This window comes from Limosilactobacillus viscerum, from assembly GCF_947387525.1.
Lineage (GTDB): Bacteria > Bacillota > Bacilli > Lactobacillales > Lactobacillaceae > Limosilactobacillus > Limosilactobacillus viscerum.
The window spans coordinates 38,095-64,849 of record NZ_CANDNW010000001.1; the positions used below are offsets into that span (position 1 = coordinate 38,095).

Below are 26,755 nucleotides of genomic sequence, written 5' to 3' on the forward strand. Positions count from 1 at the left end.
GCACAATAAAAATCCTTCTTAGCCTCACTGGACTAGTTTAAAGGTAAATTTGTTATTAATGATAATAAGCACTCAGTGGCTAAAAGTCAATATTAATTTAGTAGCGGCAAATAAAAAAACGGCCCAGCAGCCAACCACACCAGCGCTGAGCCAATTTCTTAAATTACCATACTTAATACCCAGACGGAGATCAACCCACCAATTACTGAGATTGACATTGACCGGGTGAAGTAAGCAATTACCATTACAATGATTGCCGCAAAAATTTGTTCTACGTGACCGAATGGCACGAAGCGGTATCCGGCCGTTGTAATGAAGATATTTTTAATTACCAATGCCGTGAATAAGCTCACCGGCACATACTTCATCCATTCATTGAACCACTCGGGAATTTTCCGCGTTGAGAAGAAAAGAATCGGAAAGTACCGGGGAATGAACGCCGCAAATGCCGCAAAAATAATTACTACGACATGATATAAAATTTTATGTCCACCAGTATTCGCTAATAAAACCGGTATGTTAGAAAATAGCTGTTCCATTGTTGTCCCCACTATTTATCCTTTGACTGACGTTTGTCTGCCATTAGCTGCTTCTTTGCTGCTTTCAGCTCACTATGTTTCTGCTGGTCTTCAACCGTTGTCCGGGTAATCTTCGGTCGGATCACCTTCGTCAAGAACCAGTTTTCTTCTGGCTTCTTGCTGCGCTGACGAACGGTATTTTCGATTAAGAAACCAACAAACGATGCTACTAGGGTGGCGAGTACAACCCCAATAATGCTACTAGTGAGCACCATAAACCAAACGGCCAGGACCGCTGATAAAATACTAATCAGCAGCGTCAGGTGGTTCTGAACCTGCATTACAATCATGTACAGGAAGAGGGCCGTTAGTGCAAAATCAACCACTTCCAGGTTGATTGAAATCGTACTACCAATTAACCCACCGACCATGTTGGCCACCGACCAAGAAATCAACGAGTAGTGTTCAACTAACAACGCATCTTTTGGCGACCACTTTTTATCGGTTGCGAACTTTAGATAATTAATCGCATAGTTTTCATCGTTCATTGAAACTGCAAAGAGCCAGATAAAGTGTTGCGATTCACTCTTGATATATTTAGACAGGCTGGACCCTAGCAGGGCATACCGTAACTCCAGGAAAAACAGAGTTACAAAAATTGATGATAGGGGCGCGTTGATTGTTAACAGCGATGCCAAAATGAACTGGGCACCACCAGAAAAGACAACCACCGACACAATCAGGGTCATAATAAAATTAAACCCCGCCGCATGTAATAAAATCCCACAAGCCAACCCAATCGGAATATAGCTTAAGCATAGTGGCATGGCTATCCCAAGGACTTCCAGCCACCGTGCTTTCTCTGGATTTATTTGCGCTTTTGCCACAGAATTTCCTCCAATGTTTGTCAACTAATTAACAATTTAAGACACACAATGCTCTTTAAGTTTATCATAGAATATTTTAACTGAATATAAAAGGGTAGAAAATTTCCCAGGAAATTTTCTACCCTTTTGCTTTATTTCAGCCCTTTTTCTTGCTTTAACGGCAAGGTTACAATGAAGGCTGTTTCTTCTTCATTTGATGTTGCTTTAACCGTCCCGTGGTGGAGGTCCACGATACTCTTAACAATCGCCAGTCCCAGGCCGGTTCCACCAGTTGCCCGTGACCGTGATTCTTCCGCCCGGTAAAACCGCTCAAAAATGTGGCCAACTGACTTAGGCGGGATTGGCGTCCCATCATTTGCAACCTTTACCACGACATTGTCATCCTTTTGCCGGGCATCAATGGTAATGTAGCTTGCGCCATTACCATATTTGAAGGCATTAGCAACCAGGTTATTGAAGACCCGCCCTAGTTTTTCCGGGTCGGCTTCAATCATCAGGGGGTTAGGAATGACCTTTGAAGAAATAACAATCCCACGGTGCTGAGCCTCCAGTTCAAAGCTAGCGGTCAATTGCTCCAGCAACTGGTTTAGGTCGACCCGCATAATATTTACTGGGGCACCATGTTGCTGAACCTTCGTGTATTCAAAGAGGTCCTCGACCAAAGTCTTCATCTGCTTGGCCTTCTCATAAGCTGTATGCGTGTACTTAAGGATATCCTCTTCGCTCTGGTACTGCTTATCCTCGATCAGGCCGAGGTAGCCAATAATACTCGTCAGTGGCGTCCGCAGGTCGTGACTAACGTTGGTAATCAGTTCGTCCTTTGACTTTTCAATCTTCCGCTCGTCATCCATCGACTTCACTGCACTATCAACCAGGGCGTTCACACTACTAATCACGTGTTGCTGGTTTCCCTTTAAGCGGAATGGAATTCGGTGGTCAAGGTGTCCCTGGGCAATGTAATGGAGTTCGCCAATGATGTGGTTCATCTGGTAAAGGTGGTAACGCCGCCGCAGCCGCCACCATACTACCCAGATATCAATTACTACAAAGAGGGCAATTAAAATCCGCTGGTAACTCCAAATCTGCGTTTGAAGGGGGCCGATCCGTAATGATTGTTTAATCATGAAAATCCCGTTGTTTACACCAGGGTTATCTTGGATCATGTCCTGGATAATCATAATGATTGCCATATTAAGCAAAACCAACAGGATTACCGTCACAACCCCTTCAAAAATTAATGAACTTTTTTCGCGCCCAGTTAATTTCAAGTTTTTCCCTCCAGGTAGTTATTTCTAATGGCTTTCTACCTTGTAACCAACGCCCCAAACGGTTTGGATAACTTTTTCACCATTAGTTGCTTCTTCAATCTTATCCCGCAAGTGGCTAACGTGGACCATCACCGTCTTGGCTGAAACAACACTTTCCTGTTGCCATACCCGTTCAAAAATATCATCAGCCGAGAAAACACGGTTCGGGTGGCTAGCAAGTAAGTAAAGAATTCCGAATTCGAGTGCCGTTAACTGAATAACATCACCCTTAATCGTCTTTACTTCATGGGAATCCTTATTAATGATCAGTGGACCGACGTTAAGGACATCTGGTTGGTCGTTAGTAACTTCACCCTGGGTCCGCCGTAACAAGGACTTAACCCGTGCCATCACTTCTAGTGGGTTAAATGGCTTCGTTACGTAGTCATCTGCACCAGAGATCAATCCCTGAATCTTATCCATATCGGCCGTCTTAGCTGACAAGACTAGGATTGGAATGTCAGAGTCCTTCCGAATCTGCTTGATTACTTGCATCCCGTCCATTTCTGGCATCATCAAGTCGAGGATTACCAGGCTGATATCGGGGTTCGTGTTAAGCTTCGTCAAAGCCTCTTTCCCGTTATAGGCGGATAGTGGCTCATAGCCTTCATTCCGAATATAAATTTCTAGTAGTTGAACAATCTCTTTATCGTCATCGACAACTAAAATTTTCATTATATCGCCACTCCTTATTTCGTATACTCTAACATTTTATTATAGCGAACTTGAAGCAAAAAAAGGCTAATTACCTTTCGCCTTAAGAAAACTTTAGGTAAGTAGCCATTAATTTTCAGCATCTAAGTTTGCCGTCGTCAGACCCAAACTCTTCCGAAGAACATTTGAAACCCGTTGCTGTTCATCCTTTGGAACCACTTCAAATGCCTGTCCATCTTTGCTTTCGCCCTTACCTTGTGCGTGGTCTTGGCTGACATTCTTAGTTGCTTTCCGGTAATGACGAGCAAGCTGGAGCATATCATCAAATGTTAGGTCAGTCTTTGAATTATGTGAAATTGACTTCAAGAACTTTTGGTTCAGTACCGTCTTATAGGATACTGATTTCTTTAACAACGCCTTAATAACAATCTTTTGCCGTTGCTGGCGACCATAGTCACCCTGCGGATCATCATACCGCATCCGACTAAACTTAAGTGCATTGGCACCATTAAGGTGGTAAGTCTCACCCTTTTCAAAGTGGCTGCCCTCATAATCAAAGGTCAGTGGTGACGTTACAGTAACCCCACCAACTTGGTTGATTGCCTGCTTCAAGCCACCCATATTAACTAGTACATAGTAGTCAATCGGGATATTGAAGTGCTTTTGAAGAACGTTCGTCGTTTCTTTTACCCCACCATACGTGTAAGCAGCGTTTAACTTCGCTGGTGAATCTTCAGGGTAGCCCGGCAAGTTTACCTTCATGTCCCGGGGAATACTTACGATTTCAGTTTTTTCGGTTTGCGGGTTAATCGTCATGATCATTACCGTATCCGTCCGCCCCTTATAGGACCGGCCCAATGCCCCAGTATCGGTACCCAGCAATAAGATTGAGACCGGGCGCCGCTGGTCTAACACCTTTTGAGCATCACGTTGCCGGGTGGCACCAGATGAATTATACATGCTGTTGGTTGTTACTTTGACGTTTCGCCATGCCATAAAGGCATAGATTCCAGCGATAATCGCAATAATTAAGACAATGACACCAAATATTTTCCAGCCACGGTGGTGGTGTGGTCGTTGCCCATTTTGCTGACGGTACTCACTCCGCTTTTCAAATTGCTCCTGCGGGTCTTGATTATTCATAATTACTCTCCCTACTAAATTATGATTTCAGTATCGATTGTACCAGTTTCCGCGTCAAACTGCAGTATCCCGCGCAAAAAGAAATGTGTTCACAATAAAAGAGGGAGTGAGGTGGAAGTCATAACCGACTTCTGCCTCACTCCCTCTTCTTTATCAAATTTTACTTGTAATTAGGAGCAGCCCGGGTAATTTGAACATCGTGTGGGTGTGATTCACGCAAACCAGCATTAGTGATTTGAACAAATTGGGCTTTTTCGATCAATGTTGGGATATCAGGAGCGCCAACATAACCCATCCCAGAACGAAGGCCACCATCAATTTGGAAGACAATGTCAGATACATCACCCTTGTATTCAACACGGGCTTCAATTCCTTCCGGAACCAGCTTGTTAGCTTCGTTAACGCCACCTTGGAAGTAACGGTCAGAGGAGCCGTGTGCTTGAGCCATGGCACCAACGGAACCCATCCCCCGGTAAGACTTGTAACGCTTGCCGTTATCTTCAAATACTTCACCTGGTGCTTCAGTGGTACCTGAAAGCATGCTACCAAGCATTACGGCGTTACCACCAGCAGCCAGCGCCTTAACAACGTCACCGGAGTACTTAATACCACCATCAGCAATGATTGGCTTACCGTATTCACGAGCAACTGAAGCAGCATCATAGATAGCGGTAATTTGTGGAACACCAACACCGGCTACCACCCGGGTAGTACAAATAGAGCCAGGGCCAATTCCGACCTTAACTACATCAACCCCTGCATCATAAAGGGCCTTCGTTGCTTCCCCAGTAGCAACGTTTCCGGCGATCAGGGTAACATCTGGGAAGTGGTCACGGATCTCCTTAATCTTGCGCAGCACCCCGGCAGAATGACCGTGAGCAGTATCAATCACGATCGCATCTGCACCAGCCTTAAGAAGGGCTTCGGCACGTTCAAAGGTATCACTCGTTACACCAACCGCAGCAGCACAAAGCAGGCGGTTCTGGTCGTCAACTGCCGCCTTAGTAGCGTTAGCAGGAACAACTACGCTCTTAACATTAGCCACTTCCCCAGCTTGAGCTTGGATCGACATATTCTTGTGGACAACGCCAAGGCCACCTTGAAGGGCCATCGCAATGGCCATTGGTCCTTCGGTAACGGTATCCATTCCGGCACTGATCAACGGAATCTTAAGCTTGAGGTTGTCAGCAAGCTGTGTACTCAGATCGACCTCGTTTGGTAAAACGTGGCTTTCGGCTGGAATCAATAAAACATCATCAAAAGTTAAACCTTTTTTGGCAAACTTAGTGTCCCAATTTGACATTGATCATACACACTCCTTAATTTTGGTTGGGTCAATACTACTAGGATTTGCCAACAAAATCAAGAAAAAGTTAAGATTCAGGGGAAAAAGCTAGTAAATCGTTCGCACTTTCCTGATCAATTACGAGGGTATTAGCGTAACCAGCCGTTAATACGCCATGGGTAGCCGGAACCTTCGCTACGTTTGCCACTACTAAGATGCTGTGCTTTTTCTTTTTCAGTTCCGGCAGTGCAATCCCGATAGTACGGCGGTCAATATTAGGGTTAACAATCTGGCCGTGGACATCGATGAAACGGGAAAATACATCCCCCACCGCTTCTTGCTGTAACGTTCGTTGTTCACGATCCGTAAAGTAACCAAGCCGAAATAATAATGCAGAATCGCGAACGGTCCCCACCGTAAACATGGCAATGTCGGCTTGGCGTCCTAGCTTCAGAATGTACTTAATGTGGGTATCATTGGCAACGAGTTCCTTTGTCTTGGCGTGGTCAAAGATAACCGGGACAGGCAAGTACTGCGGAAGAGTGTTAAAAGCACTGGCAAAAGTATTGACCGTTTCAAAGGCATAGTTGCGGGTCTCAGTATTGGCCATGCTTCCCTTCATCTGAACAACCTTTACCCCGGAAACATCTTTCGGGTCAATGTGGAGGGCTACCTGGTAAACCGTCTGCCCCCAGCCAAGCCCCAAAATATCATTATCATGGATAATCTTTTCCAGGTAATGGGCACCAGCAATCCCCACTTGTTCCAGTGGATCATCTTTACCGGGAACAATGATGACCTTTTTTAGGGAAGGATACTTAGCAACGAGTGCAGATTCTAGCTGCTGGAGTGGTGCCAGCGGGTTGTTGATCTTGATGGTCACTAGCCCCTCTTCCCGGCCATACTGCAGTAAACGGGAAACCGTTGCCCGGGAAATATTTAATTCCGTTGCAATGTCTTGCTGGTTATAACCATCCCGGTAGTAAAGCGTTGCTACCTTTAACGCCTGGTTAATCTTCTTTTCATCATTGTTCTCCATCGGTGATCCTCCTTTTACCAAAATAAGGGCCAGCTACAGAAGTAAGTTCTGAAACAGGCCCTTAATTAATTTAGTTATTATTCTGGACGCCGTCTTTCATGGCTCATTATATACCATTACTTACCGGCAATTGCAGTCTCCAATGAAATGTTGATCATATCATTAAACGTCTTTTCCCGTTCTTCAGCAGTTGACTTTTCATCACCAAAGATCAGGTCGCTAACGGTCAGAACAGATAATGCACGGAAGTGGAGCTTAGCACCCAACAGGTACAAACCTGCAGATTCCATTTCAGTTCCGAGGATGCCGTAGTCACGAAGTTTCTTCATGTCTAATTCATCATTGTAGAAACGGTCAGCAGCAAAGATATCACCAACTTTAGCATCGACGCCCAGCTTTTCAGCAACGTGGTAAGCTGTGTCCAGCAGGCCAAAGTCAGCCAATGGTGCATAGTGGAAGCCGGCGCCAAAGGTGTTCATGGTTACCGCAGAGTCGGTTGATGAACCTTGGGCCAGGATTACGTCACGCAGGTGGATTCCTGGTGCAATGGCCCCACAAGAACCAACCCGGATGATGGTCTTAACACCAAATTCACGGACTAATTCATTAATGTAGATAGACATTGATGGGATCCCCATCCCGGAACCTTGAACGGATACCCGGTGACCCTTGTACTCACCGGTGTAACCAAAGGCGTTCCGAACAGAGTTAACTTGCTTAACATTGTCTAAGAAGTTTTCTGCAATGTACTTTGCCCGCAGTGGGTCACCTGGAAGTAATACTGTATCTGCGTAATCGCCCATCTTGGCGTTAATGTGTGTACTCATTATCTGTTCCTCCTCAATTATTCAATGATTTCATGAATCAATTCTGGTTTGTCATAGTGGTCACTGATTTCGATACTCTCATCCAAGAGTTTTTCAACCGCCGGAATTTCTTCCTGGTTGCTGTAAATTGTCAGCAGGGTGTCACCCGCCTTAACCTCGTCACCAAGCTTGTGGTGGAGTTCAATTCCAACACTGTAATCGAGCTGGTCGCTGGCCTGTTGACGACCACCACCAAGCAGCATGCTGGCAGTACCAACTTCGTCAGCGGAAAGCTTGCTCAACACTCCGTCACGTTTAGCACGGTACGGAATGTGGTATTTAGCCTGTGGCATCACTGTGTAGTCATCAATTACCCGTGGGTCCCCACCCTGGGCAATTACCATCGCCTTAAAGCGATCAAGAGCGGTCCCATTGGCAATTGTTTGCTCCAGTAACTGACGGGCTTCCTCAGGCGTCTTTGCCTTACCGCCCATCACCACCATGTAGCTACCAAGGGTTAGAACCAGGTCAGTTAAGTCGTGTGGCCCTTTCCCTTTAAGAACATCGATGGATTCTTCAATTTCCAGTGAATTACCAACCTTATTACCAAGCGGCTGGTTCATATCGGAGATTACGGCCATACATTGCAGGCCCGCCTTCTTACCGATTCCAACCAGCGCGTTAGCTAGTGCCCGTGACTGGTCAAGGGTCTTCATGAACGCTCCCGCACCCGTCTTGACATCAATTACTAACGCATCGGTACCAGAAGCAATCTTCTTACTCATGATTGAACTAGCAATCAACGGGATTGAATCAACCGTATCAGTAACATCACGCAGGCCGTAAATCTTCTTATCAGCTGGTGCAACTTCGCCAGTTGCCCCCACGATTGCCAGCTTTTCCTTTGCGACCTGGTTGATAAAGTCTTGCTCACTGATTTCAACCTTGAAGCCCGGAATTGCTTCGAGCTTATCAAGGGTCCCACCGGTGTGGCCCAGGCCCCGGCCAGAGATCATTGGTACCGGGATCCCAGTTGCCGCAACCATTGCTGCGAGTGGCAGACTAACTTTGTCACCAACGCCCCCAGTGGAGTGCTTATCAACCTTAATTCCAGGAATCTTACTCAAGTCAAGATGTTCACCCGAGTGCATCATCTTCATCGTCAGGCTTGTCTGCTCTTCGCTTGTCATCCCTTGGAAGTAGATTGCCATCAGGAGTGCACTGATTTGGTAGTCAGGAATTGAACCGTCAACCACCCCATCCACGAAAAACTGAAGCTGGTCATCGGTCAAGGTTTTTCCATTTCTTTTGGCGTCAATAACATCTACCATTCGCATGGTCAGCGCCCCTTTCTTACTTGTGTATTAATCGTTGCTGATTCCCTTGTAGAAGCTTGTGCCCCGTACAGAATCAACGTTGAAGTTTTCAAGAATCGTTGCCCCTAAGTCAGAGAAGGTCTTCCGCAGGCCAAGTGATTGGTTGCTCTTCTTCATTGATGGGGAGTAAACCAGCAATGGAACATTTTCACGAGTGTGGTCAGTACCACGGAAGCCAGGGTCATTACCGTGGTCAGCGGTAATCATCAGTAAGTCATCTGGCTTCATTTCCTTCAGAACCGTACCCAGCCGCTTGTCAAAGTCCATCAGTGCTTGACCGAAGCCCTTTGGATTACGACGGTGACCGTACATGGCATCGAAGTCAACCAGGTTAGTGAAGCAGAAACCGTTGAAGTCTTGCTTCATTACTTCGTCAACGTGGTCCATACCGTCCATGTTGCTTTCGTTGTGGTAACCCTTGTCAATTCCTTGACCAGAGAAGATATCGTTGATCTTACCAACACCGATTACATCGTAGCCGGCAGCACGCAGCCGGTCCATATCAGTTTCACCAATTGGCTTCAGGCTGAAGTCGTGACGGTTAGCAGTCCGGGTAAAGTGGTCCTTGTCTGGGCCCACGTATGGACGAGCAATAATCCGACCAACCGTGTATTCGGGACCATTAACCAGTGTCCGTGCATATTCACAAATCTTGTAAAGTTCCTTAACTGGAATTACATCTTCGTGAGCAGCAATTTGCATTACGGAGTCACCAGAAGTGTAGAGAATTAATTCCCCGGTCTTCATTTGCCGTTCACCGTAGTCATGGATAACTTCGGTCCCGGAGTATGGCTTGTTAACAATTACCTTCCGGCCAGAGAACTTTTCCAGCTTGTCAACAATTTCTTGTGGGAAGCCATTTGGGAACGTGGATAATGGCTTCATTACTGGCAGGCCCATCATTTCCCAGTGGCCGTCCATACTGTCCTTACCAGCGGAAACCTCTTCCATCTTACCGAAATCACCGATGGCTGGGTCAGCATTCGGAACACCTTCGATTGGCGTGTCACGCAGGTTGCTGATCCCCATCTTACCCAAGTTAGGAAGTTCCAGCTTGCCCTTGTAGTACTCACCAACGTGGCCTAAAGTATCTGAACCAACATCATCAAACTTATCGGCGTCATGAGCGGCACCAGTACCAACTGAGTCCATTACGATAACAAATACACGTTTATATGACATATTGATCCCTCCAAACATCGTTAACTAAATCAGCTAATTGACAATTAGTCTTGTTGAGCAGCTTCGTCCAAGATCTTAACGGATGCGGAAACCCCAAGGCGGTTGGCACCGGCTTCAATCATTGCGTAGGCTTCAGCCAAGCTGTGGATACCACCAGCAGCCTTGATCTTAAAGTCTGGGCCAACAGCTTCCCGCATAATCTTAACGTCTTCAACCTTTGCACCAGAAGTTGAGAAACCAGTGGAAGTCTTAACGAAGTCGGCACCGCCCTTAACAGTCAGCTTAGAAGCACGGGCCTTTTCTTCGTCCGTCAACAGGCAGTTTTCAATGATTACCTTCAGCATCTTGCCTTCTGCGTGAGTAGCTTCAGCGACAGCCCGAATGTCATCTTCAACTGCTTGGTCGTTTCCACCCTTTAATTCACCAATGTTGATAACCATGTCAACTTCATCGGCACCGTCTTTGATGGCTTGCTTAGTTTCAAAGACCTTGCTTTCAGTTGAAGTAGCACCGAGAGGGAAGCCGATAACTGTACAAGTGTTAATGTCAGTTCCTTCAAGTCCTTCGTGAACCCGCTTTACCCAGTATGGGTTGATGCAAACAGAAGCGGTGTTGTACTTCCGTGCTTCGGCAACCGCCTTGTCAATCATTTCGGCCGTTGCTTCTGGCTTCAGCATTGTGTGGTCCATGTACTTGGCTAATTGTGCTTGTGTTAACTTCATAATGTGATCTCCTCTTCTTTCATGAATTCGCTTTCATCAGATTACATATTAAAGTCTAACAGGCACTTGAAAAAATGTCCATACTTTTGACGAACATTTTTTCAAAAAGTAAAAGGTTTTAATTAAATGTTAATGTTTAAAGCAAAAAAAACGTGTGGTCAGGCCCATCAATAACCCAATCACACGTTTTTCGCTTATCTCCATTACCGACGCCGGCGGCCACCGCCGTAAACGCCTGCAACATGATACTTGTTTCTGAAGTAAAGGTCGCCACCAAAGGCAAGCAGACCAAAGACGATGTATACCCAGGCATTCAGACGTGGGTTGATTACGTTTGGCAACCATGAAGCCATCATGTAGATACCAAGCCATGCTACCAGCCCCAAAATCAGGATCAAGATCCGGATAAACATTGGCCGCGCCTTCTTACCATTAACTGGTTGAAGTTGGAGCATAATGTAGCTGAAGAGCACCCCACCAATTACGGCAACCAAGATAATCGCGGTAATCCCCGAACTACCGTATTGCTTTGTCTTCAAGATTTCTGGGGACAGTAGGAACATAATCCCATACATAAACGTAAAGATACTAAAGAAGATCAGTGAATTATCGATCGTTAGCAGCTTCATTGAACGCTGCGTGTTCATCTTGGTATCTTTTGGCTTCGGATTCTTCAGTTCCTTTGCATATTCAGTCGGAGTACCGAACATGCTCTTAGCTGTTTGCCCCTTCTTTTGTCCAGCAAGCAGCTTGTCGATTGTCTCCTTAATCATTGCTGGCCGCTTTTCTTCTGGAACATCTTGGCGCTCCAGTTGCTTATTCAATTGGTAAACAAATTCTTCATTCTTACGGGTTAAACCGTACTTGGCAAATGCACTGCCCTTTTCTTGCCGCTGTTCACGTTCGCGCTGCTTTTGCAGTTGACCAGCCTGTGCATTCCGTGGTTGTTCTTCACTCAATGTGAAACTCCTCTCTTAATCCATCTTGCCCTTTCGGCAGTTTTAATTAAACGTTGAACCGGAATTCAACAATATCGCCGTCTTGCATTACGTAATCCTTACCTTCAAGACGGAGCTTCCCAGCTTCCTTAACAGCCGCTTCTGAGCCGAGCTTATCAAGGTCTTCAAAACTCATTACTTCGGCCCGAATAAAGCCACGTTCGAAGTCTGAGTGAATAATCCCAGCAGCTTGCGGTGCCTTTGTGCCCTTCCGGTAAGTCCAGGCACGAGTTTCAGGGCCACCAGCAGTGAAGAAGGTTTCCAGGCCAAGCAACTTGTATGCGGCCCGAATCAGCCGGTTCAAGCCTGGTTCCTTAACCCCTTCCATTTCAAGGAAGTCAGCCTTGTCAGCGTCGTCCATTTCAGCGATTTGTTCTTCGGCAGCGGCAGCGACACCGATCACTTCACCATCGCCCTTGACGTGTTCCTTGATTTCATCCATGTACTTGTTGCCGTCAGGGTCAGCCATGTCATCTTCCGCGATATTGGCTACGTACAGCACTGGTTTGCTAGTCAGCAGAAAGAGTCCCTTAACAATTTTCTTTTCATCATCGCTAAAGTCAATTGAGCGAACACTCTTACCATCTTCAAGAACCGGCTTAATCTTGTTTAAAACATCGAGTTCGGCTAAGGCATCCTTGTCACGGCCCTTAGCTGCCCGCTGTACCTTGCTTAACCGCTTATTAACGGCGTCCAAGTCAGCCATTACCAATTCCAGGTTAATCGTATCAATATCTTCGATTGGGTCAACCTTACCGGAAACACTGGTAATGTCGCTATCGTCAAAGGCCCGTACCACGTGGACAATGGCATCAGTCTGCCGAATGTTTTCCAAGAACTTGTTACCAAGTCCTTCACCCTTGCTGGCACCTTTAACAATCCCAGCAATGTCGGTAAATTCGAAGGTGGTTGGAACGATCTTTTTAGCGGGAATTAATTCTTGGATCCGGTCCAGACGCTTATCTGGCACTTCCACCATCCCCACGTTAGGATCAATCGTTGCGAATGGGTAGTTGGCCATTTCAGCACCGGCCTTAGTAATTGCGTTAAACAGTGTGGACTTACCAACATTTGGTAAACCAACGATACCTGCAGTTAATGACATGAAATTTTCACTTTCCTTTTTATTTATTTTTCTAAAACAATGAACAACTAATTATTGGTTGTCAGCAGGAGCTTTTTCAAGGACTTTTTTGAAACCCTTGTCAAATTTTTGCCGCGTCATCATTACAACGTGTCCGCATCCCTGACACTGGATCTTAATATCGGCACCTACCCGGGTGATTAACCAGCGGTTAGTTCCACAGGGGTGGGCCTTTTTCATCAATACAACATCACCCTTGTCATAAGCAGCCATATTAGTCCCTCCTAGTCTAATGAAATATTCAATAATTCCAAAATCCTTGTTAAGTCATCATTGGACGTATATGGAATTTCAATCTTTCCGGCACCACGCTTACGGCTTTGTGCCACGGAAACTTTCGTCCCAAACTTACTTTGCAGTTGTGACTCTGCTTCACGAATATAAACTGGCTTTCGCGTCTTCTTTTTCGCAGCCCGTTTTTTACTTTCACCATTCATCTGCGCCACAATTTCTTCAAGCTGCCGCACAGTCAGGTTATTATCCATCGCCCGTTTTGCCAACGCAACTAACTTCTTTTTATCCTTGAGGCCCAACATTGTCCGTGCCTGCCCCATTGAAAGGCGCCCATCATTTAAAGCATCCTTAATCAGGGTCGGCAAGCCAAGCAACCGTAAATAGTTCGCAATGTAGGGGCGACTCTTTCCCAGTCGTGCAGCTACTTCTGCCTGGGTCAGAGAAAGCTTATCCATCAGCGTCTGGTATGCTTGTGCCTCTTCAAGTGGCGTTAAGTCTTCCCGCTGTAAATTTTCTAAAACGGCGACTTCCATCATCTGTTCGTTGGTCATGTTACGAACAATGGCCGGAATGGTCTCTTGTTTAGCCAGCTTGGAAGCCCGGAACCGCCGTTCACCAGCAATTAGTTCATAGCGTTCAATTGCTGGATCTGGCTGCCGTAAAATAACTGGTTGGAAGACCCCTGTTTTCTTAATTGAATCGGCTAGTTCCTTCAGTGCCGCCTTATCAAAGGTCCGCCGTGGCTGGTAAGGATTGGGGCGGATGAGAGAAAGCTTGACGTCTTGAACCGTCTCACCATTAACCGGCTCTTCAATATTGTTTTCTTCAAATAAGGCCTCGATACCGCGACCAAGGCCACCCTTTTTACGCTTTGCCATGCTTTGCCAACACTTCCTTTGCCAGTTCTTTGTAGACTTGTGCTCCCTTTGACCGCTTATCATAATCAATGATTGCCAGACCATGACTTGGTGCCTCCGACAGACGCACATTCCGTGGAATAACTGTCTTGTAAACCTGGTTGCCAAAGAACTTCTTTACTTCTGCATTAACCTGCTGACCGAGGTTCGTCCGCTTATCGTACATTGTCAACAGGACCCCTTCAATCTTCAGGTCAGCATTAAAGTGCTTTTGGACCAGCTTGATTGTGTTAAGCAACTGGCTTAACCCTTCCAAAGCATAGTATTCACTTTGCACGGGGATCAGAATCGAGTCACAGGCAGTGAAAGCATTAATTGTTAACAGGCCAAGTGAAGGTGGGCAGTCAATTAGGATAAAGTCATAATTATCCTTTACATCCCCAAAGGCGTCCTTAAGTCGGGTTTCCCGGGCCATCAGGTTGGTTAATTCAACTTCCGCCCCGGAAAGTGCAATCGTTGTTGGCGCAATATCTAGGTCGGGATGGCTAGAGTGGCGAATGACGTTCGTTAATGGTTCATCATTAATCAACACATCATAAACGCTCTTTTCAATTTCACGTTTCTCAACCCCCAACCCACTGGTGGCGTTCCCTTGGGGGTCAAGGTCAATCAAAAGGACGTGCTGACCCTGATCGGCAAGACATGCCCCAAGGTTAACACTGGTTGTCGTTTTACCTACACCACCCTTTTGGTTAGCTAAAGCAATTACTGAACCCATTTAATCTGCCTCCTACTGCTTCTTCGGAATTTCAATTACCAGTTGGTAGGCCTTATCATCATCCGTTTCCTTCGTCGTAACGGCAAAGCCACTGTCAGTTGCCAACTTAATTGACTTCTTAATTGTATTCAAAGCTAACCGGGCATCATTAATCTGCTTAGCCCGTTTTGTCTTTGGATGAGCCTTCTTGCTCGACTTCTTTGCCTTGGTCTTCTTCGGTGCCGGGGTTGGTACATCTTGTCCTGGCTCGGCCTCAGGTGCAATTGCTGATAGTGCTTGCTTACGTGCTTCTGCCTTCTGCTTGGCAATTTCAGAAGGTAGTGGCCGGCCAAGCACCCGGGCAACCTCGTCTTCAGTTTGCCGAACAGTTAGCCGGTTATTAACTACCTTCATCAGCATGTCACGCTGTTGTTTTTCGTCAAGGTCCAACATTGCACGACCATGCCGCTCCGAAATTCGGTGGTCCAGAATGGCCGTTTGGACCGGTTTAATCAACTTCAACAGCCGGAGCTTATTAGCAACAAAGGACTGGCTCTTCCCCATTCCCTTGGCCAACGTTGCCTGGGTCAGATGGTTTAGGTCCATTAAGCGACGGTATGCTTGCGCCTCTTCAACAGAACTTAACTGTGACCGCTGGAGGTTTTCCACCAGGGCCAGTGAAGCAGCTTCATGGTCGCTCATCTTTTCGATAATTGCCGGTGCCGTTTCCCATTGCAGGAGCTTCATTGCCCGGTAACGACGCTCACCAGCAATAATTTCATACTTAGCCGGTTCATATTCCCGTAAGACAATTGGCTGGAGCAAGCCATGTTCATCAATAGTCTGGGCAAGCTCCCGAATGCCATCCTTATCAAAAACCTGCCGTGGCTGGTAACGGTTAGGAATGATCTGGTCTAACTTAATATCAACTACCTTTTGCTTGGTATCATTACCTTCACTTTTTCCAAAGTTAAATAATGAAAAAGCCATTATTCTTCCTCCTCACTCTATTGAAGCGGTTTTTTATTTGGCAACCCTGGCCGCCGTGGGTACTTTTTCGGGGTTGCGGTGATTTTATCAATTATTACTATTTTACGTTGTTCATCGGTACCCGGTAAGGTCAGTGCAACTTCTTTTTGCACCTGGCCACCTAGTTTCCTGATTGCCTCCTGCGCATCCGCTAGTTCCTCGTCAGCGGCACTAGCCTTGTAGGCAACCAATTCTCCGCCAACCCGCGCAGCGGGCAAGCAGAGCTCACTGAGGACGCTGAGCCGGGCCACTGCCCGTGCTGTCACTAAGTCATACATTTCACGATGGGCTGCTTTCTTTGCGGAAAAGGTCTCCGCCCGGTCATGAATAAGTTCAACTTCCGTTAGCCCGAGTTTAGTAACTAGTTCCTGCAAAAAGTTAATTCGTTTATTGAGGGAATCAACAATCGTTACTTTCAGCTGGGGAAAGGCAATCTTTAAGGGGAGCGATGGAAAACCGGCTCCCGCCCCGATATCGCAAAGGGTTAACTGCTCATTTTGTAACCGCGGTTCAGCAAGCGCCCCCGTTAAAGAGTCGTAAAAATGCTTAAGGTAAACATCATTTTTCTCCGTAATCCGGGTCAAGTTAACTTGCCGGTTAGTTGCCACCAATAGCTGGTAGTAATCAGCAAATTGCTGCATTTGCCGGTCAGTCAACTCCACGCCATGATCAGCAAGTGTTTTTCGAAATTGTTCTGGATTCATTGAATAAGCGCTCCTTTTCGTGAAACATAAATGTTTCACGTACCCTTATACTGTAACCTAAAACCGCCGTCCTTTCAACTGCTTCGCCCACCAGTTTAGGTAATAATTTCCCGGGAAATTTTAAAATAAAAAAGGAGCCATGACAAAGCTAACTTTGTCACAGCTCCGCCTCAGAATCCAAGCAATCGTGCTTAGTTCATCTTGCTTACTTCGTCTAAGAACCACTTGTTGAAGTAGTCAGCATCAATGTCGAGGCAAACATCTGCGTTTGTCTTTCCATCATGGTAAGCACCACGAACATCCGCAACCGTTGCACCAATTGCTGGTCCTTCAGTTTGAACATCGACCCACATCTTCTTAGTAGTAAATGCTTCTGGGTGGAGCAAGTAGAAGATGGTGTTAACATCGTGCATTGGACGACCTTCATCAGTACCATCATTGTAGTGGGTAATCAAGGCGTGGAGCATTTCACCAGTCTTGTTCATCTTGCCCAACTTTTCAATGGTGTCCTTAGTCAGAAGTGCCTTCAGGGTAACGTCCAGGCCTACCATTACAATTGGAATACCCGCGTTGTACATAATCCGTGCTGCATCTGGGTCAGTGAAGACGTTGAATTCAGCAGCACTGGTCATGTTACCACCGGAAACAGAACCACCCATGGCAACGATCCGCTTGATGTGGCTCTTTACTTCTGGGTATTGGCTAAAGAGTAAGGCAATGTTGGTGTATGAACCAGTTGGTACCAAGGTAACTTCGTCTTCAGCCATGATTGCGTCGTGCAGTGCTTCTACGGCAGTCTTATTAATTGGCTTACCGTAGTCTTCACCAAAGTCGTAACCTGGCATACCAGATTCACCGTGAATCCGGGCTGCATCTTCAAATGGCTTGATTAGTGGTTGTTCAGCACCGGCAGCAACTGGAATGTCCTTGCCGAAGAAATGAACAATCTTCAAGGCATTAGCAGTAGTCTTATCAACAGTAACGTTACCAGCAACAGCAGTAACTAACTTCAAATCGATTGAAGGATCGTTGATTGCCATTGTTAAGGCAGCAGCGTCATCAATACCGGGATCTGTATCCATAATAATCTTAGTGGTCATATCTATTTCCTCCTATATTAATTGCAAGCGTTTACGAAATAAGGGTTAAAAAAAGCAGCCATACAGCTGCTTTTAAATTTTACCAAACGAACAGACCAACAAATGCAGCTGACATCAGTGATACTAAGATACCTGACAGTAACAGGTAACCAATGTTAGTAGCAATGTAGTCGTTATCTTCCTTATCAGCTAAGCCCTTGAAGGCACCGATAATCATACCTAAAGTACCAAAGTTGGCGAAGGAAGTAACGAAGACAGTCAGAACGGCCTTTAAGTGTTCTGGGTAGTTGTTGATTGAACCAGTAACCTTACCCATAACAACGAATTCGTTAGTAACTAACTTCATACCCATGTCTTGAGCAAGTTGCCATGCTTGGTGAACTGGGAGACCCAGTAACCATGAGAATGGGAACATGCAGACACCAAGGATACTTTCAAGTGACAGTGGCTTCCAGAACAGTGCCAAGATCTTGTCAATCAAAGCAGCCAATGCAACGAAGGCAACAACGTTAGCAACAATGATCAAGATCAGCTTACCGGCACCAAGGATAGAGTCACCAAGGAAGCTGAAGAATGGTTCCTTCTTACCGCCATCATCGTTACCAACCTTTTCGATGGTATCTTCTTCTGGTGAAACAGTAACAGGGTTCAACATACTAGTAGCGATCAGAGCGTTAATAATGTTGATAGGAACAGCGGTCAAAATGTATTGACCAGGCATCATTTCAATATATGCACCCAAGATTGAAGCAGTAACACAAGACATTGACATCATAGCCAGAGTCAGGTTACGTTCCTTACCCATCTTCCGAATTTGCATACCGGAAACAGCAAGAACTTCAGTGTTACCTAAGAACATCATTTCAACAGCAAAGAATGATTCGAACTTTGGTTGACCAGTGATGTATGAGAGTCCACGTCCGATCCACTTGATAATCCATGGCAAGAAGCCAATGTAAGTCAAGATATCGAACAATGGAACAATCATCAGGATTGGCATCAGAGCAGAACAAATGAAGTTCAGGCTCTTAGTGTTGTACCAATCACCAAGTGCGAAGACAGTCCCCTTTGCGGAAACGTCAACAATCCAAACGAATCCATCGGCAGCGGCCTTAACACCGGCACGACCTGCTGAAGATCCAGTCAAGAACCATGCCAAAAGTAAGTTCAGCACGATCATGATACCGACAGTCTTCCAGTTGATGGCTTTACGGTTCTTTGAGAACAGCCAACCGATGAAAAGGAAGACAATCAATCCAAGAATATTGATTGCAAGATACATGGTTGTAATACACCCCTTATAAAAAAATCCATGTAATAAACACTGTTGTCTACGCTACTAAAATCGATAAATTAATAATTGCTTTGTTCGGTGAGACAACTTTACAACTTTAAGAATATCCTACTTCGCCGTTTGTGTAAAGGCTTAAATAATGTCGACTTTGTGAAATGATACCGTTTTATTTATCAGGGCAACCATCAAAACGGTTTACTTCCGGCATTGATTAAACGTTTTACTTATCAAGAAAGCGTTAACAAACTTTTAAAAGTTTTTTGGAAGCGCTAACCTTGTGTAAGAAGCACAAGCAATTTCATTTTTTAATTTTGAAGTTAAATAAACAAATAGCCCGTTAATGTTCATTAGAATACGAACATCAGCGAGCCACCGTTTATGTGCGGAAGAATAACAATCCAGTTGTCCTTCCCGCCCCTGCCAAGGAAGTCCATTATAATATTTTTGATCATTTAAAACAAAAAAAGCGGAGACAAATTGATGTCTCCGTGCTCCCATGAAAAGGTAACAGCCGCGCTTAATTTAATTAAGATCCGTTAACGTGTCTTTATATCCGTTCTTCCGCCAAGGATGAAGAACTAAAGCTTAATCATTTAAGGTTGTAGATATGGCCACTAATTTTTAGCTAACATACTTTTCAAGGAAACTAAAGCGTTTCATGTGGAGTGGGGTGTCGTTAATTATCGTGTTATTAATTAACTAGCTTCAAAGTAGTTTATTATGAGAAGATGTTCGTTCAAAATCGGCCATTACCTCTTCACAGTTAAAGTATAATCCCTCGCCAGCTAAAGGTCAAACGAACCGCGTCATATCAACGTTTAAACCACTTTTAACAGCTAGACATTTTTGGCCATTTAACCAAATAGCAAATCGGTTTTAAACTCTTTGATTCTTTTTGATTAATATCTAATGATAAAAATTTTATTTTTTATTTTTACCCTTTGCCGTGTAGTTAAAGCCAACTGCGAGGCAGGCAAAAATAATTATTGAGATGATCAGCGGGACCCTGGTTGCATCGATGAACAGTAAGATTACTAGTACACCGAAAAAGAAGATAACCGTTAGCCAACTAGTCAGTGGGTACCCGGGCATCCGGAAATTCTTAATCCCTTCTGGGTGGGCCTGGCGGAACTTAATGTGGGCAAGGAGGATGATTAACCAGGTGAAGACAAAAGTAATGGTTGAAACCCCCGCAATTACATTAAAGAAGCCCGCGGGAATAATGTAGTTCAACACAACCGTAATGAAGAGGATCAACGTTGAAAAGGTCAATGCCTTAGTAGGAACCGCCTGTGGGCTTAATTCCTTAAAGCGCCGCGGCGCATTACCACTTGCAGCAAGAGCATATAACGACCGACTGGTACTAAAAATCGCACTATTAGTTGCTGACATGGCAGCCGTTAAAACAACAAAGTTTAGGATCCCAGCAGCAGCCGGAATACCAATTGCGGCAAATACCTGAACAAATGGACTAGAAGTGGTCTTCACCTTAAACCAGGGATAAATCGACATCAATGCCATCATTGACCCGATATAGAAGAGACCGATCCGTACTGGTAAGGTATTGATTGCCTTGGGGATATCCTTTTGCGGGTCCCGAGTCTCGCCGGCAGTTAACCCCACCATCTCAATTCCAACGAAGGCAAAGACGACCATTTGGAAGGAAAGCAAGAAACCAGCGGGACCAGTTGGGAAAAAGCCCCCTTGGTTGACCAAGTTAGCAAGCGACACTGTCCGACCACTGACATGGCTGTGCATGATGATTAATACTAATCCCACCACGATCAAGGCAACAATAGCCAGAACCTTAATCATCGAGAACCAACTTTCAAGCTCACCAAATAATCCGACATTGATCATGTTAATTAACATCAACGCAACAACGATTACCAGTGGGCCAACCCACTGTGGTAACCACGGGAACCAGTAGCGAAGGTAGATCCCAGTCGCCGTCAGGTCGGCCATGGCAAGGGTCAGCCAGCATGCCCAGTACATCCACCCGGCGATGAATTCCATCCGGTCACCCAGGTAGAATTGGATTGCATCAATAAATGAATGACGGGATGTATCTTCCAGGAGCAACTCTCCTAGCGCCCGCATCATAAAGAAGATGAAGATACCGACAATCAGGTAGGAAAGAATAATTGAGGGTCCCGCAGCGTGAATGGCAGAACCAGAACCCAGAAAGAGACCTGTTCCAATCGCACCACCGATCGCAATCATCGTAATGTGGCGACTCTTTAACGAACGCTTTAATTTTTTACTTTGCTGTTCATCCATAAAATGTGACCTCCTTAGGTTTTCTTTCCAGCCTGCTCGCAACAACTAAAAAACGCCCCTGGTAACTTAATACCAGGGACGTTTTTTAACGCGGTTCCACCCATTTTCATAGTCCACTTAATAGGACTACCTCTCAGTTGATAGTGGAACCACCCATTTCACGAACATGCCATTTAGTTGGTCCTGGTTTTCAGCAATTGCCAGGCTCTCTGTTAGCCAACCATTAGAAATTACTAATAATTATAATGATCCTATCATAAAAGTCAAACAAAATTACGAAATTAGTGGAAATTATTCGTTTTTGAAAGCCCCACCATCCGCGGCACCACGCTTACTTTTAGGAAGCAGAAAAGATTAAACATTCAATACCTTATCCAAGAAGTTCTTCGTATCTTCATGTTGAGGATGGTCAAAGATTTCTTCAGGCGTTCCCTGTTCACGAATATTACCATCATGGAAGAAGACAACCCGGTCAGCTACTTGCTTGGCAAAACCCATTTCGTGGGTAACAACGATCATCGTCATCCCCTGTTTAGCCAGATTCTTCATAACTTCCAACACGTCACCCACCATTTCAGGATCAAGGGCGCTGGTTGGTTCATCAAAAAGCATTACATCGGGTTTCATTGCCAAGGCCCGCGCGATGGCAACCCGTTGTTTTTGCCCACCAGAAAGAGTCTTGGGGTTAACGTTTGCCTTGTCCTTTAGACCAACAATGTCCAAATAGTGCATTGCGTCCTTTTCCGCAGTTGCCTTATCCGCCTTTTTCAATTGAACAGGTGCCAGCGTAATATTATCGATTACGCTCATATTTGGGAAAAGGTTAAAGTGCTGGAAAACCATTCCGATGTTTTCCCGGACCTTATTAATGTTTACGCTAGGGTCTGCGATATCATAACCATCGACGTAAACATGCCCACCATTAGGAATTTCCAACCGGTTCAAGCACCGAAGAAAGGTACTCTTACCGGATCCAGAAGGGCCAATCATACAAACCACTTCACTGGGCTTAACGTTGAGGTTGATCCCCTGGAGGACTTCGTTTTTACCATAGCTCTTGTGCAAATCTTTTACTTGTACCTTGTATCTTTTGTCCATATTAAGCCATCCTCTTTTGAATGTAGTTTGATAACCAAGTTAACAGGGTAATGATAATGATGTAGATCGTTCCGATGATGAGCCACATCTTGAACCCTTCCATGTTTTGTGAAATGATGACGGTACCGGTTTGTGTCAATTCCATCACCCCAATTGCGGATAGGATTGAGGTATCCTTCAGGGTAATGATGAATTGGTTAACCAGTGACGGTACCATGATCTTAATCCCTTGTGGCGCTACGACCTTCACTAGGGCCTTGTGGTATGGCAGCCCCAGACTCCGGGCAGCTTCCCACTGCCCAGGATCGACGGCATCAAAGCCACCCTTGACGATGGCACCAATGTAGGCCCCTTCATCTAACATCAGAGTCATAACCCCGGCAAGGAAGAGAGGTACCTTGTGGCCAATTACGTTTGGCAACCCCATGTAAATGAAGAAGGCCAAAACGATCATTGGTAAGCCACGGAAAATATAAATGATAACGCTAGAAATGGCATTGGCAACCTTGCTTTGCATTACGCCCAGGACACCGAGGATTAAGCCAAAGATCATTGCCAAAATAATCCCGACAATGGTTAATTGGATTGTCATCCACAGACCATTTAACAGGGCAGAACGGTTGGCCTTAAGTAGGCCCCAGATAGTCCGACTAGCCGTACTACTCTTAGTTGTCTTAGAACTCTTTGTGTACTTGTCAATAATCTGTTGCATCTGACCAGTCTTCTTTAACCAGGTAATACCATTATTAACCTTCTTTTGTAAGGCCAGGTTCTTACCCTTTTGGAAGCCGACAGCAACTGGTTGGGCATCAATTGGTTTCTTCGTCACAATTTTCAGCGGAACACCGGTCCGAATCCCGTATTGGAGAACTGGGCCATCATCAAAGGTAGCAGCAGTGTTGCCGTTCTTAACGTCGTTCCACATTGTGTTAGAAGAGTCAAAGTACTTAATCTTGTAGCCGTACTTCTTTTGGTTGTTCTTAACAAAGAGGGCGGCACTAGTCCCAGACTTAGCAGAAACGGTCTTCCCCCTAAGTTGCTTAAGCGATTTGATATTACTGTCCTTAGCAACGGCCATCATAACCCCATCGGTGTAGTAAGGCTTAGAGAAGTCAAATTTTTGCTTCCGCTCGTCGGTAACACTCATTCCGGCAATGACGGCATCAACCTGGCCACCCTCCAGGGCTTGCAAGTCACCGTTAAAACTCATGGGCTTAAGTCTGTACTTGAAATGCTCATGCTTTGCAATCTTCTTTAACATTTCAATTTCAATCCCCGGGTTCTTGCCAGAATAGCCACCCTTGCTATCCTGGATTTCAAATGGCTCGAAGGTGTTGTTCGTCGCAAAAGTATAAGTCGGGTCAGCAGATACGCTCTGCGGTTCGACCAGCATCCACCCAATCACAATTCCAATCATTGCAACGCAGGCAGTTAATAATGTTTTCCAGCGTTTGCTTTGCATCTCTACCGACTCCTTTTAATCAAATTTTAACGTTGCTAATACCTTATCACCCGGCCCTTGCAAAGTGAATAGGATTAAGCAAATGCCGTTTATATCCAAGATGTAAGCGGTTTGTAGAGATGCTTTTAAAAGATTGGCACTAATAAAAGGTTAATTTTTTAAAGTGTTATTTTAGTGGCTTACTGTTAAATGAGAAAACTCTAATTATAGTTCAAATGAATCACGAGAAATATTTCCACAACAAAAAAGCTCTCTAACGTCCATAATTGAACGCTAAAGAGCTTCGTTACTCTCAAAATAATTTTACTTATTCCGGAATGGAACGGCGTTTTCCTTGGTGATCTTAGTAACACCGTGCATGTATGGTACCAAGACTTCTGGAATCGTAACTGAACCATCTTCGTTTTGGTAGTTTTCCAAAATAGCGGCAACCGTCCGACCAACAGCCAGGCCAGAACCGTTCAGGGTATGAACGTACTGAAGCTTGCCGTTTTCGTCACGGTATTGGGTGTGCATCCGCCGTGCTTGGAAGTCCAAGCAGTTCGAGCAAGATGATACTTCCCGGTACTTGTTCTGGGCAGGCATCCACAGTTCAAGGTCATGAGTTTCAGAAGCAGTAAAGCTCATGTCACTCGTTGTCAATGTGATAACGTGGTATGGCAGGCCCAGCTTCTTCAGAATATTTTCGGCATTAGCCGTCATCTTTTCCAATTCATCCCATGAGTCTTCAGGCTTCGTGTACTTAACCATTTCAACCTTGTTAAATTGGTGCATCCGAATCAAACCACGGGTGTCACGGCCGGCTGCCCCAGCTTCAGAACGGAAGCAAGGCGTTAAGGCAGTAACGTAAACTGGCAATTCTTCAGCAGGGATAACTTCGCCGCGGTAGTAGTTGGTCAATGGAACTTCGGCCGTCGGAATCAAGGTCATATCTTCACCGTTAACCTGGTAAACCCCTTCCTTAAACTTTGGGAATTGGCCAGTACCGTACATTGAGTCAGCCTTGACAATGTATGGTGGCAGAACTTCAGTATAACCATCCTTCATGTGTTCATCTAACATGAAGTTGTAAACGGCCCGTTCAAGTTGGGCACCTAAACCAAGGTAGTAGACAAAACGAGCACCAGATACCTTCCGTGCCCGGTCAAAGTCCAAGATCCCCAGGTTTTCACCAACATCCCAGTGGTGCTTTGGTTCAAAGTCAAAGTCACGGATCTTACCAACCTTCCGTAATTCAACCGAGCCTTCTTCCGTCAAACTAACCGGAACACCTTCATGAGGGACGTTTGGTAAGCGTGACATCTTGTCGTGGAATACTTCATCGTTGGCTTCAACCTTTTCATCAAGTTCCTTGATTTGGTCACCCAGGTCACGGGTTTCCTTGATAGCTTCGTCGGCGGATTCACCGTTCCGCTTAGCTTCACCAATCTTCTTAGAAGCTTCATTCCGTTGTGCCTTCAGCGCTTCCGTCTTTTGCAGCAGGTCCCGCCGCTTTTGGTCTAATTCCAAGACTTCATCGATTTCTTCGGCCTTAATTCCCCGGGTAGCTAACTTTTGCTTAAAGAATTCGGGGTCCTTACGAATCTTCTTAATATCTAACATCGTATCTCCTCCTAACGAAAAAGAGCCATTTCATCCTCAAAAAATTTTGGGACGAAATGGCTCTTAGTTCCGCGGTACCACCCAAGTTTGACATTAAATGTCACCCTCGTGATGGATAACGGTCATCGGCCGTGCGGCATTACCCGCCCACTTACTTAACTGCACCGGAGTTTCGGTCAGCTGCTCACACCACCCGCAGCTTCTCTGGATAACCTACTTGAAATGCATCCGTGTTTCATATTTCGCCATTATCATATTACATCTATCTCATTTTCGCAATCATAAATTAAGACTTTTTAATAATAAAAGAGCGACGTCCCTTGCCCCCACTAGGGTTGACGTCGCTCAAAAATTTATAGGTTGATATTTTCAATTCGCTCATCATTGTGAATAAAGACCGCACCCCGGTTGCCTGGCTGGTCAGCCCAACCAGCAATTGGTCCACCATTGAAGAACAACCGCTTAGCCTCTACTTCACCCAGTACAGATTCATCGGTAAAAACCGTTACACTACTCAAATCAGTATCAAGCGGGTAGCCTGTCCGCGGGTCAAGTAAGTGGTGGTATCGTTTGCCATCCTTTACCAAGAAGCGTTCATAGATCCCGGAAGTAACCGCCGAGCAAGCCGGCTGGCGGACAGTTTCCATGTCATGCCCCCGTTTTAATTGAGGATCTTGGACACCAATTATCCATTGCCCGTCAGCCCGCCGTGGCGACTTACCAACAAAGAGCAGGTTCCCGCCAAGGTTGATAATCCCGGCCGGGACACCCTTTTCCTGCCAAAAGTCGTGGATCCGGTCAGCAATGTAGCCCTTCGCAATTCCACCAAGGTCAAGTTCCATCCCCGCCTGTTCAAGAAAAACGGTTTGGTTATCATCATCTAAGAGAACCTGGTATGGGTCAGTCAATTTCAACCGGTCCTTGATTGCTTCAGCAGAAGGCACGTTAGCCCCTTCAAAGCCAATTTTCCATAACTTTACCAGCGGACCAATCAGCGCATTGAAGCCGAAATTTTCCCGGCTATACCGTACCGCCAGCTTGATTAAGTCATACGTTGACTTGGACACCATTTTGGGCATCCGGCCAGCCGCGTGGTTGACCGACATCACTTCTGAAACAGGACGGTTAACCGTCAACCGGTCCTCAAAATTGTCAATCATTTTCATTGACTGACTGAGGAGGGGGAAGTACTGGTCACCATAAATGGTAAGGACAATTCTCGTCCCCAGCGCCCGGTGGACCATACTATGTTTTTGGGCCATTAAATCACTTGTCAT

Annotated in this window: 25 protein-coding genes; all 25 read right to left on the bottom strand. The window is 45.5% G+C overall.

Annotation, left to right across the window (positions count from 1 at the left end; all coding sequences use genetic code 11):
* Window positions 1-158 precede the first annotated feature (158 nt).
* Entirely contained in the window at window positions 159-539 is a 381-nt protein-coding gene (locus tag QOS07_RS00165) for an AzlD domain-containing protein (RefSeq protein WP_283587002.1), read from the bottom strand.
* 11 nt (window positions 540-550) lie between these two features.
* A complete protein-coding gene (locus tag QOS07_RS00170) occupies window positions 551-1,405 on the bottom strand; it encodes an AzlC family ABC transporter permease (RefSeq protein WP_283587003.1) in 855 nt (284 codons plus the stop codon).
* 131 nt (window positions 1,406-1,536) lie between these two features.
* Window positions 1,537-2,673 (bottom strand): sensor histidine kinase, encoded by a 1,137-nt coding sequence (locus QOS07_RS00175; protein ID WP_283587004.1) that lies wholly within the window; start codon window positions 2,671-2,673, stop codon window positions 1,537-1,539.
* Window positions 2,674-2,697: 24 nt separating this feature from the next.
* Entirely contained in the window at window positions 2,698-3,387 is a 690-nt protein-coding gene (locus QOS07_RS00180; protein WP_283587005.1) for a response regulator transcription factor, read from the bottom strand.
* A 108-nt stretch (window positions 3,388-3,495) separates the two neighbouring features.
* The gene (locus QOS07_RS00185) at window positions 3,496-4,509 is read right to left on the bottom strand and encodes an LCP family protein (protein WP_283587006.1); all 1,014 of its coding nucleotides are present in this window, start codon (window positions 4,507-4,509) and stop codon (window positions 3,496-3,498) included.
* A 160-nt stretch (window positions 4,510-4,669) separates the two neighbouring features.
* Window positions 4,670-5,812, bottom strand: a complete 1,143-nt coding sequence (gene guaB / locus QOS07_RS00190; protein WP_283587007.1) for an IMP dehydrogenase — start codon at window positions 5,810-5,812, stop codon at window positions 4,670-4,672.
* 70 nt (window positions 5,813-5,882) lie between these two features.
* Window positions 5,883-6,833: a sugar-binding transcriptional regulator gene (locus tag QOS07_RS00195; RefSeq protein ID WP_283587008.1), complete on the bottom strand. Its 951-nt coding sequence runs from the start codon at window positions 6,831-6,833 to the stop codon at window positions 5,883-5,885.
* Window positions 6,834-6,949: 116 nt separating this feature from the next.
* Window positions 6,950-7,660: a purine-nucleoside phosphorylase gene (gene deoD, locus QOS07_RS00200; RefSeq protein WP_283587009.1), complete on the bottom strand. Its 711-nt coding sequence runs from the start codon at window positions 7,658-7,660 to the stop codon at window positions 6,950-6,952.
* Window positions 7,661-7,677: 17 nt separating this feature from the next.
* Window positions 7,678-8,976, bottom strand: coding sequence for a pyrimidine-nucleoside phosphorylase (locus tag QOS07_RS00205; protein WP_283587010.1), 1,299 nt, complete (start codon window positions 8,974-8,976; stop codon window positions 7,678-7,680).
* Window positions 8,977-9,003: 27 nt separating this feature from the next.
* Window positions 9,004-10,197 carry a phosphopentomutase gene (locus tag QOS07_RS00210; RefSeq protein ID WP_283587011.1) on the bottom strand — a complete coding sequence of 398 codons (1,194 nt, stop codon included), beginning with the start codon at window positions 10,195-10,197 and terminating at the stop codon, window positions 9,004-9,006.
* Window positions 10,198-10,241: 44 nt separating this feature from the next.
* A complete protein-coding gene (gene deoC / locus QOS07_RS00215) occupies window positions 10,242-10,919 on the bottom strand; it encodes a deoxyribose-phosphate aldolase (protein WP_283587012.1) in 678 nt (225 codons plus the stop codon).
* A gap of 203 nt (window positions 10,920-11,122) precedes the next feature.
* Window positions 11,123-11,878 (bottom strand): DUF1129 domain-containing protein, encoded by a 756-nt coding sequence (locus QOS07_RS00220; protein ID WP_283587013.1) that lies wholly within the window; start codon window positions 11,876-11,878, stop codon window positions 11,123-11,125.
* 46 nt (window positions 11,879-11,924) lie between these two features.
* Window positions 11,925-13,022 (bottom strand): redox-regulated ATPase YchF, encoded by a 1,098-nt coding sequence (gene ychF / locus QOS07_RS00225; protein ID WP_283587014.1) that lies wholly within the window; start codon window positions 13,020-13,022, stop codon window positions 11,925-11,927.
* 51 nt (window positions 13,023-13,073) lie between these two features.
* A complete protein-coding gene (locus tag QOS07_RS00230; RefSeq protein ID WP_003711677.1) occupies window positions 13,074-13,274 on the bottom strand; it encodes a DUF951 domain-containing protein in 201 nt (66 codons plus the stop codon).
* An 11-nt stretch (window positions 13,275-13,285) separates the two neighbouring features.
* Entirely contained in the window at window positions 13,286-14,173 is an 888-nt protein-coding gene (locus QOS07_RS00235; protein ID WP_283587015.1) for a ParB/RepB/Spo0J family partition protein, read from the bottom strand.
* Entirely contained in the window at window positions 14,160-14,930 is a 771-nt protein-coding gene (locus QOS07_RS00240) for a ParA family protein (protein WP_283587016.1), read from the bottom strand. The genes QOS07_RS00235 and QOS07_RS00240 overlap by 14 nt, the downstream gene beginning before the upstream one ends.
* A 12-nt stretch (window positions 14,931-14,942) precedes the next feature.
* On the bottom strand, window positions 14,943-15,899 hold the full coding sequence (locus QOS07_RS00245) for a ParB/RepB/Spo0J family partition protein (protein WP_283587017.1): 957 nt from the start codon (window positions 15,897-15,899) through the stop codon (window positions 14,943-14,945).
* Between the two features lie 17 nt (window positions 15,900-15,916).
* The gene (gene rsmG / locus QOS07_RS00250) at window positions 15,917-16,642 is read right to left on the bottom strand and encodes a 16S rRNA (guanine(527)-N(7))-methyltransferase RsmG (RefSeq protein WP_283587018.1); all 726 of its coding nucleotides are present in this window, start codon (window positions 16,640-16,642) and stop codon (window positions 15,917-15,919) included.
* Window positions 16,643-16,833: 191 nt separating this feature from the next.
* Window positions 16,834-17,742: a ribonucleoside hydrolase RihC gene (gene rihC, locus QOS07_RS00255; RefSeq protein ID WP_283587019.1), complete on the bottom strand. Its 909-nt coding sequence runs from the start codon at window positions 17,740-17,742 to the stop codon at window positions 16,834-16,836.
* Window positions 17,743-17,821: 79 nt separating this feature from the next.
* Window positions 17,822-19,024 carry a NupC/NupG family nucleoside CNT transporter gene (locus QOS07_RS00260; RefSeq protein WP_283587020.1) on the bottom strand — a complete coding sequence of 401 codons (1,203 nt, stop codon included), beginning with the start codon at window positions 19,022-19,024 and terminating at the stop codon, window positions 17,822-17,824.
* 933 nt (window positions 19,025-19,957) lie between these two features.
* Complete coding sequence (locus QOS07_RS00265; RefSeq protein ID WP_283587021.1) at window positions 19,958-21,316, bottom strand: amino acid permease; 1,359 nt, start codon at window positions 21,314-21,316, stop codon at window positions 19,958-19,960.
* Between the two features lie 354 nt (window positions 21,317-21,670).
* The gene (locus tag QOS07_RS00270; protein WP_283587022.1) at window positions 21,671-22,414 is read right to left on the bottom strand and encodes an amino acid ABC transporter ATP-binding protein; all 744 of its coding nucleotides are present in this window, start codon (window positions 22,412-22,414) and stop codon (window positions 21,671-21,673) included.
* A 1-nt stretch (window position 22,415) separates the two neighbouring features.
* Window positions 22,416-23,876, bottom strand: coding sequence for an ABC transporter substrate-binding protein/permease (locus QOS07_RS00275; protein WP_283587023.1), 1,461 nt, complete (start codon window positions 23,874-23,876; stop codon window positions 22,416-22,418).
* Between the two features lie 303 nt (window positions 23,877-24,179).
* On the bottom strand, window positions 24,180-25,478 hold the full coding sequence (serS, locus tag QOS07_RS00280) for a serine--tRNA ligase (RefSeq protein ID WP_283587024.1): 1,299 nt from the start codon (window positions 25,476-25,478) through the stop codon (window positions 24,180-24,182).
* 353 nt (window positions 25,479-25,831) lie between these two features.
* Window positions 25,832-26,755 (bottom strand): FAD:protein FMN transferase, encoded by a 924-nt coding sequence (locus QOS07_RS00285; RefSeq protein WP_283587025.1) that lies wholly within the window; start codon window positions 26,753-26,755, stop codon window positions 25,832-25,834.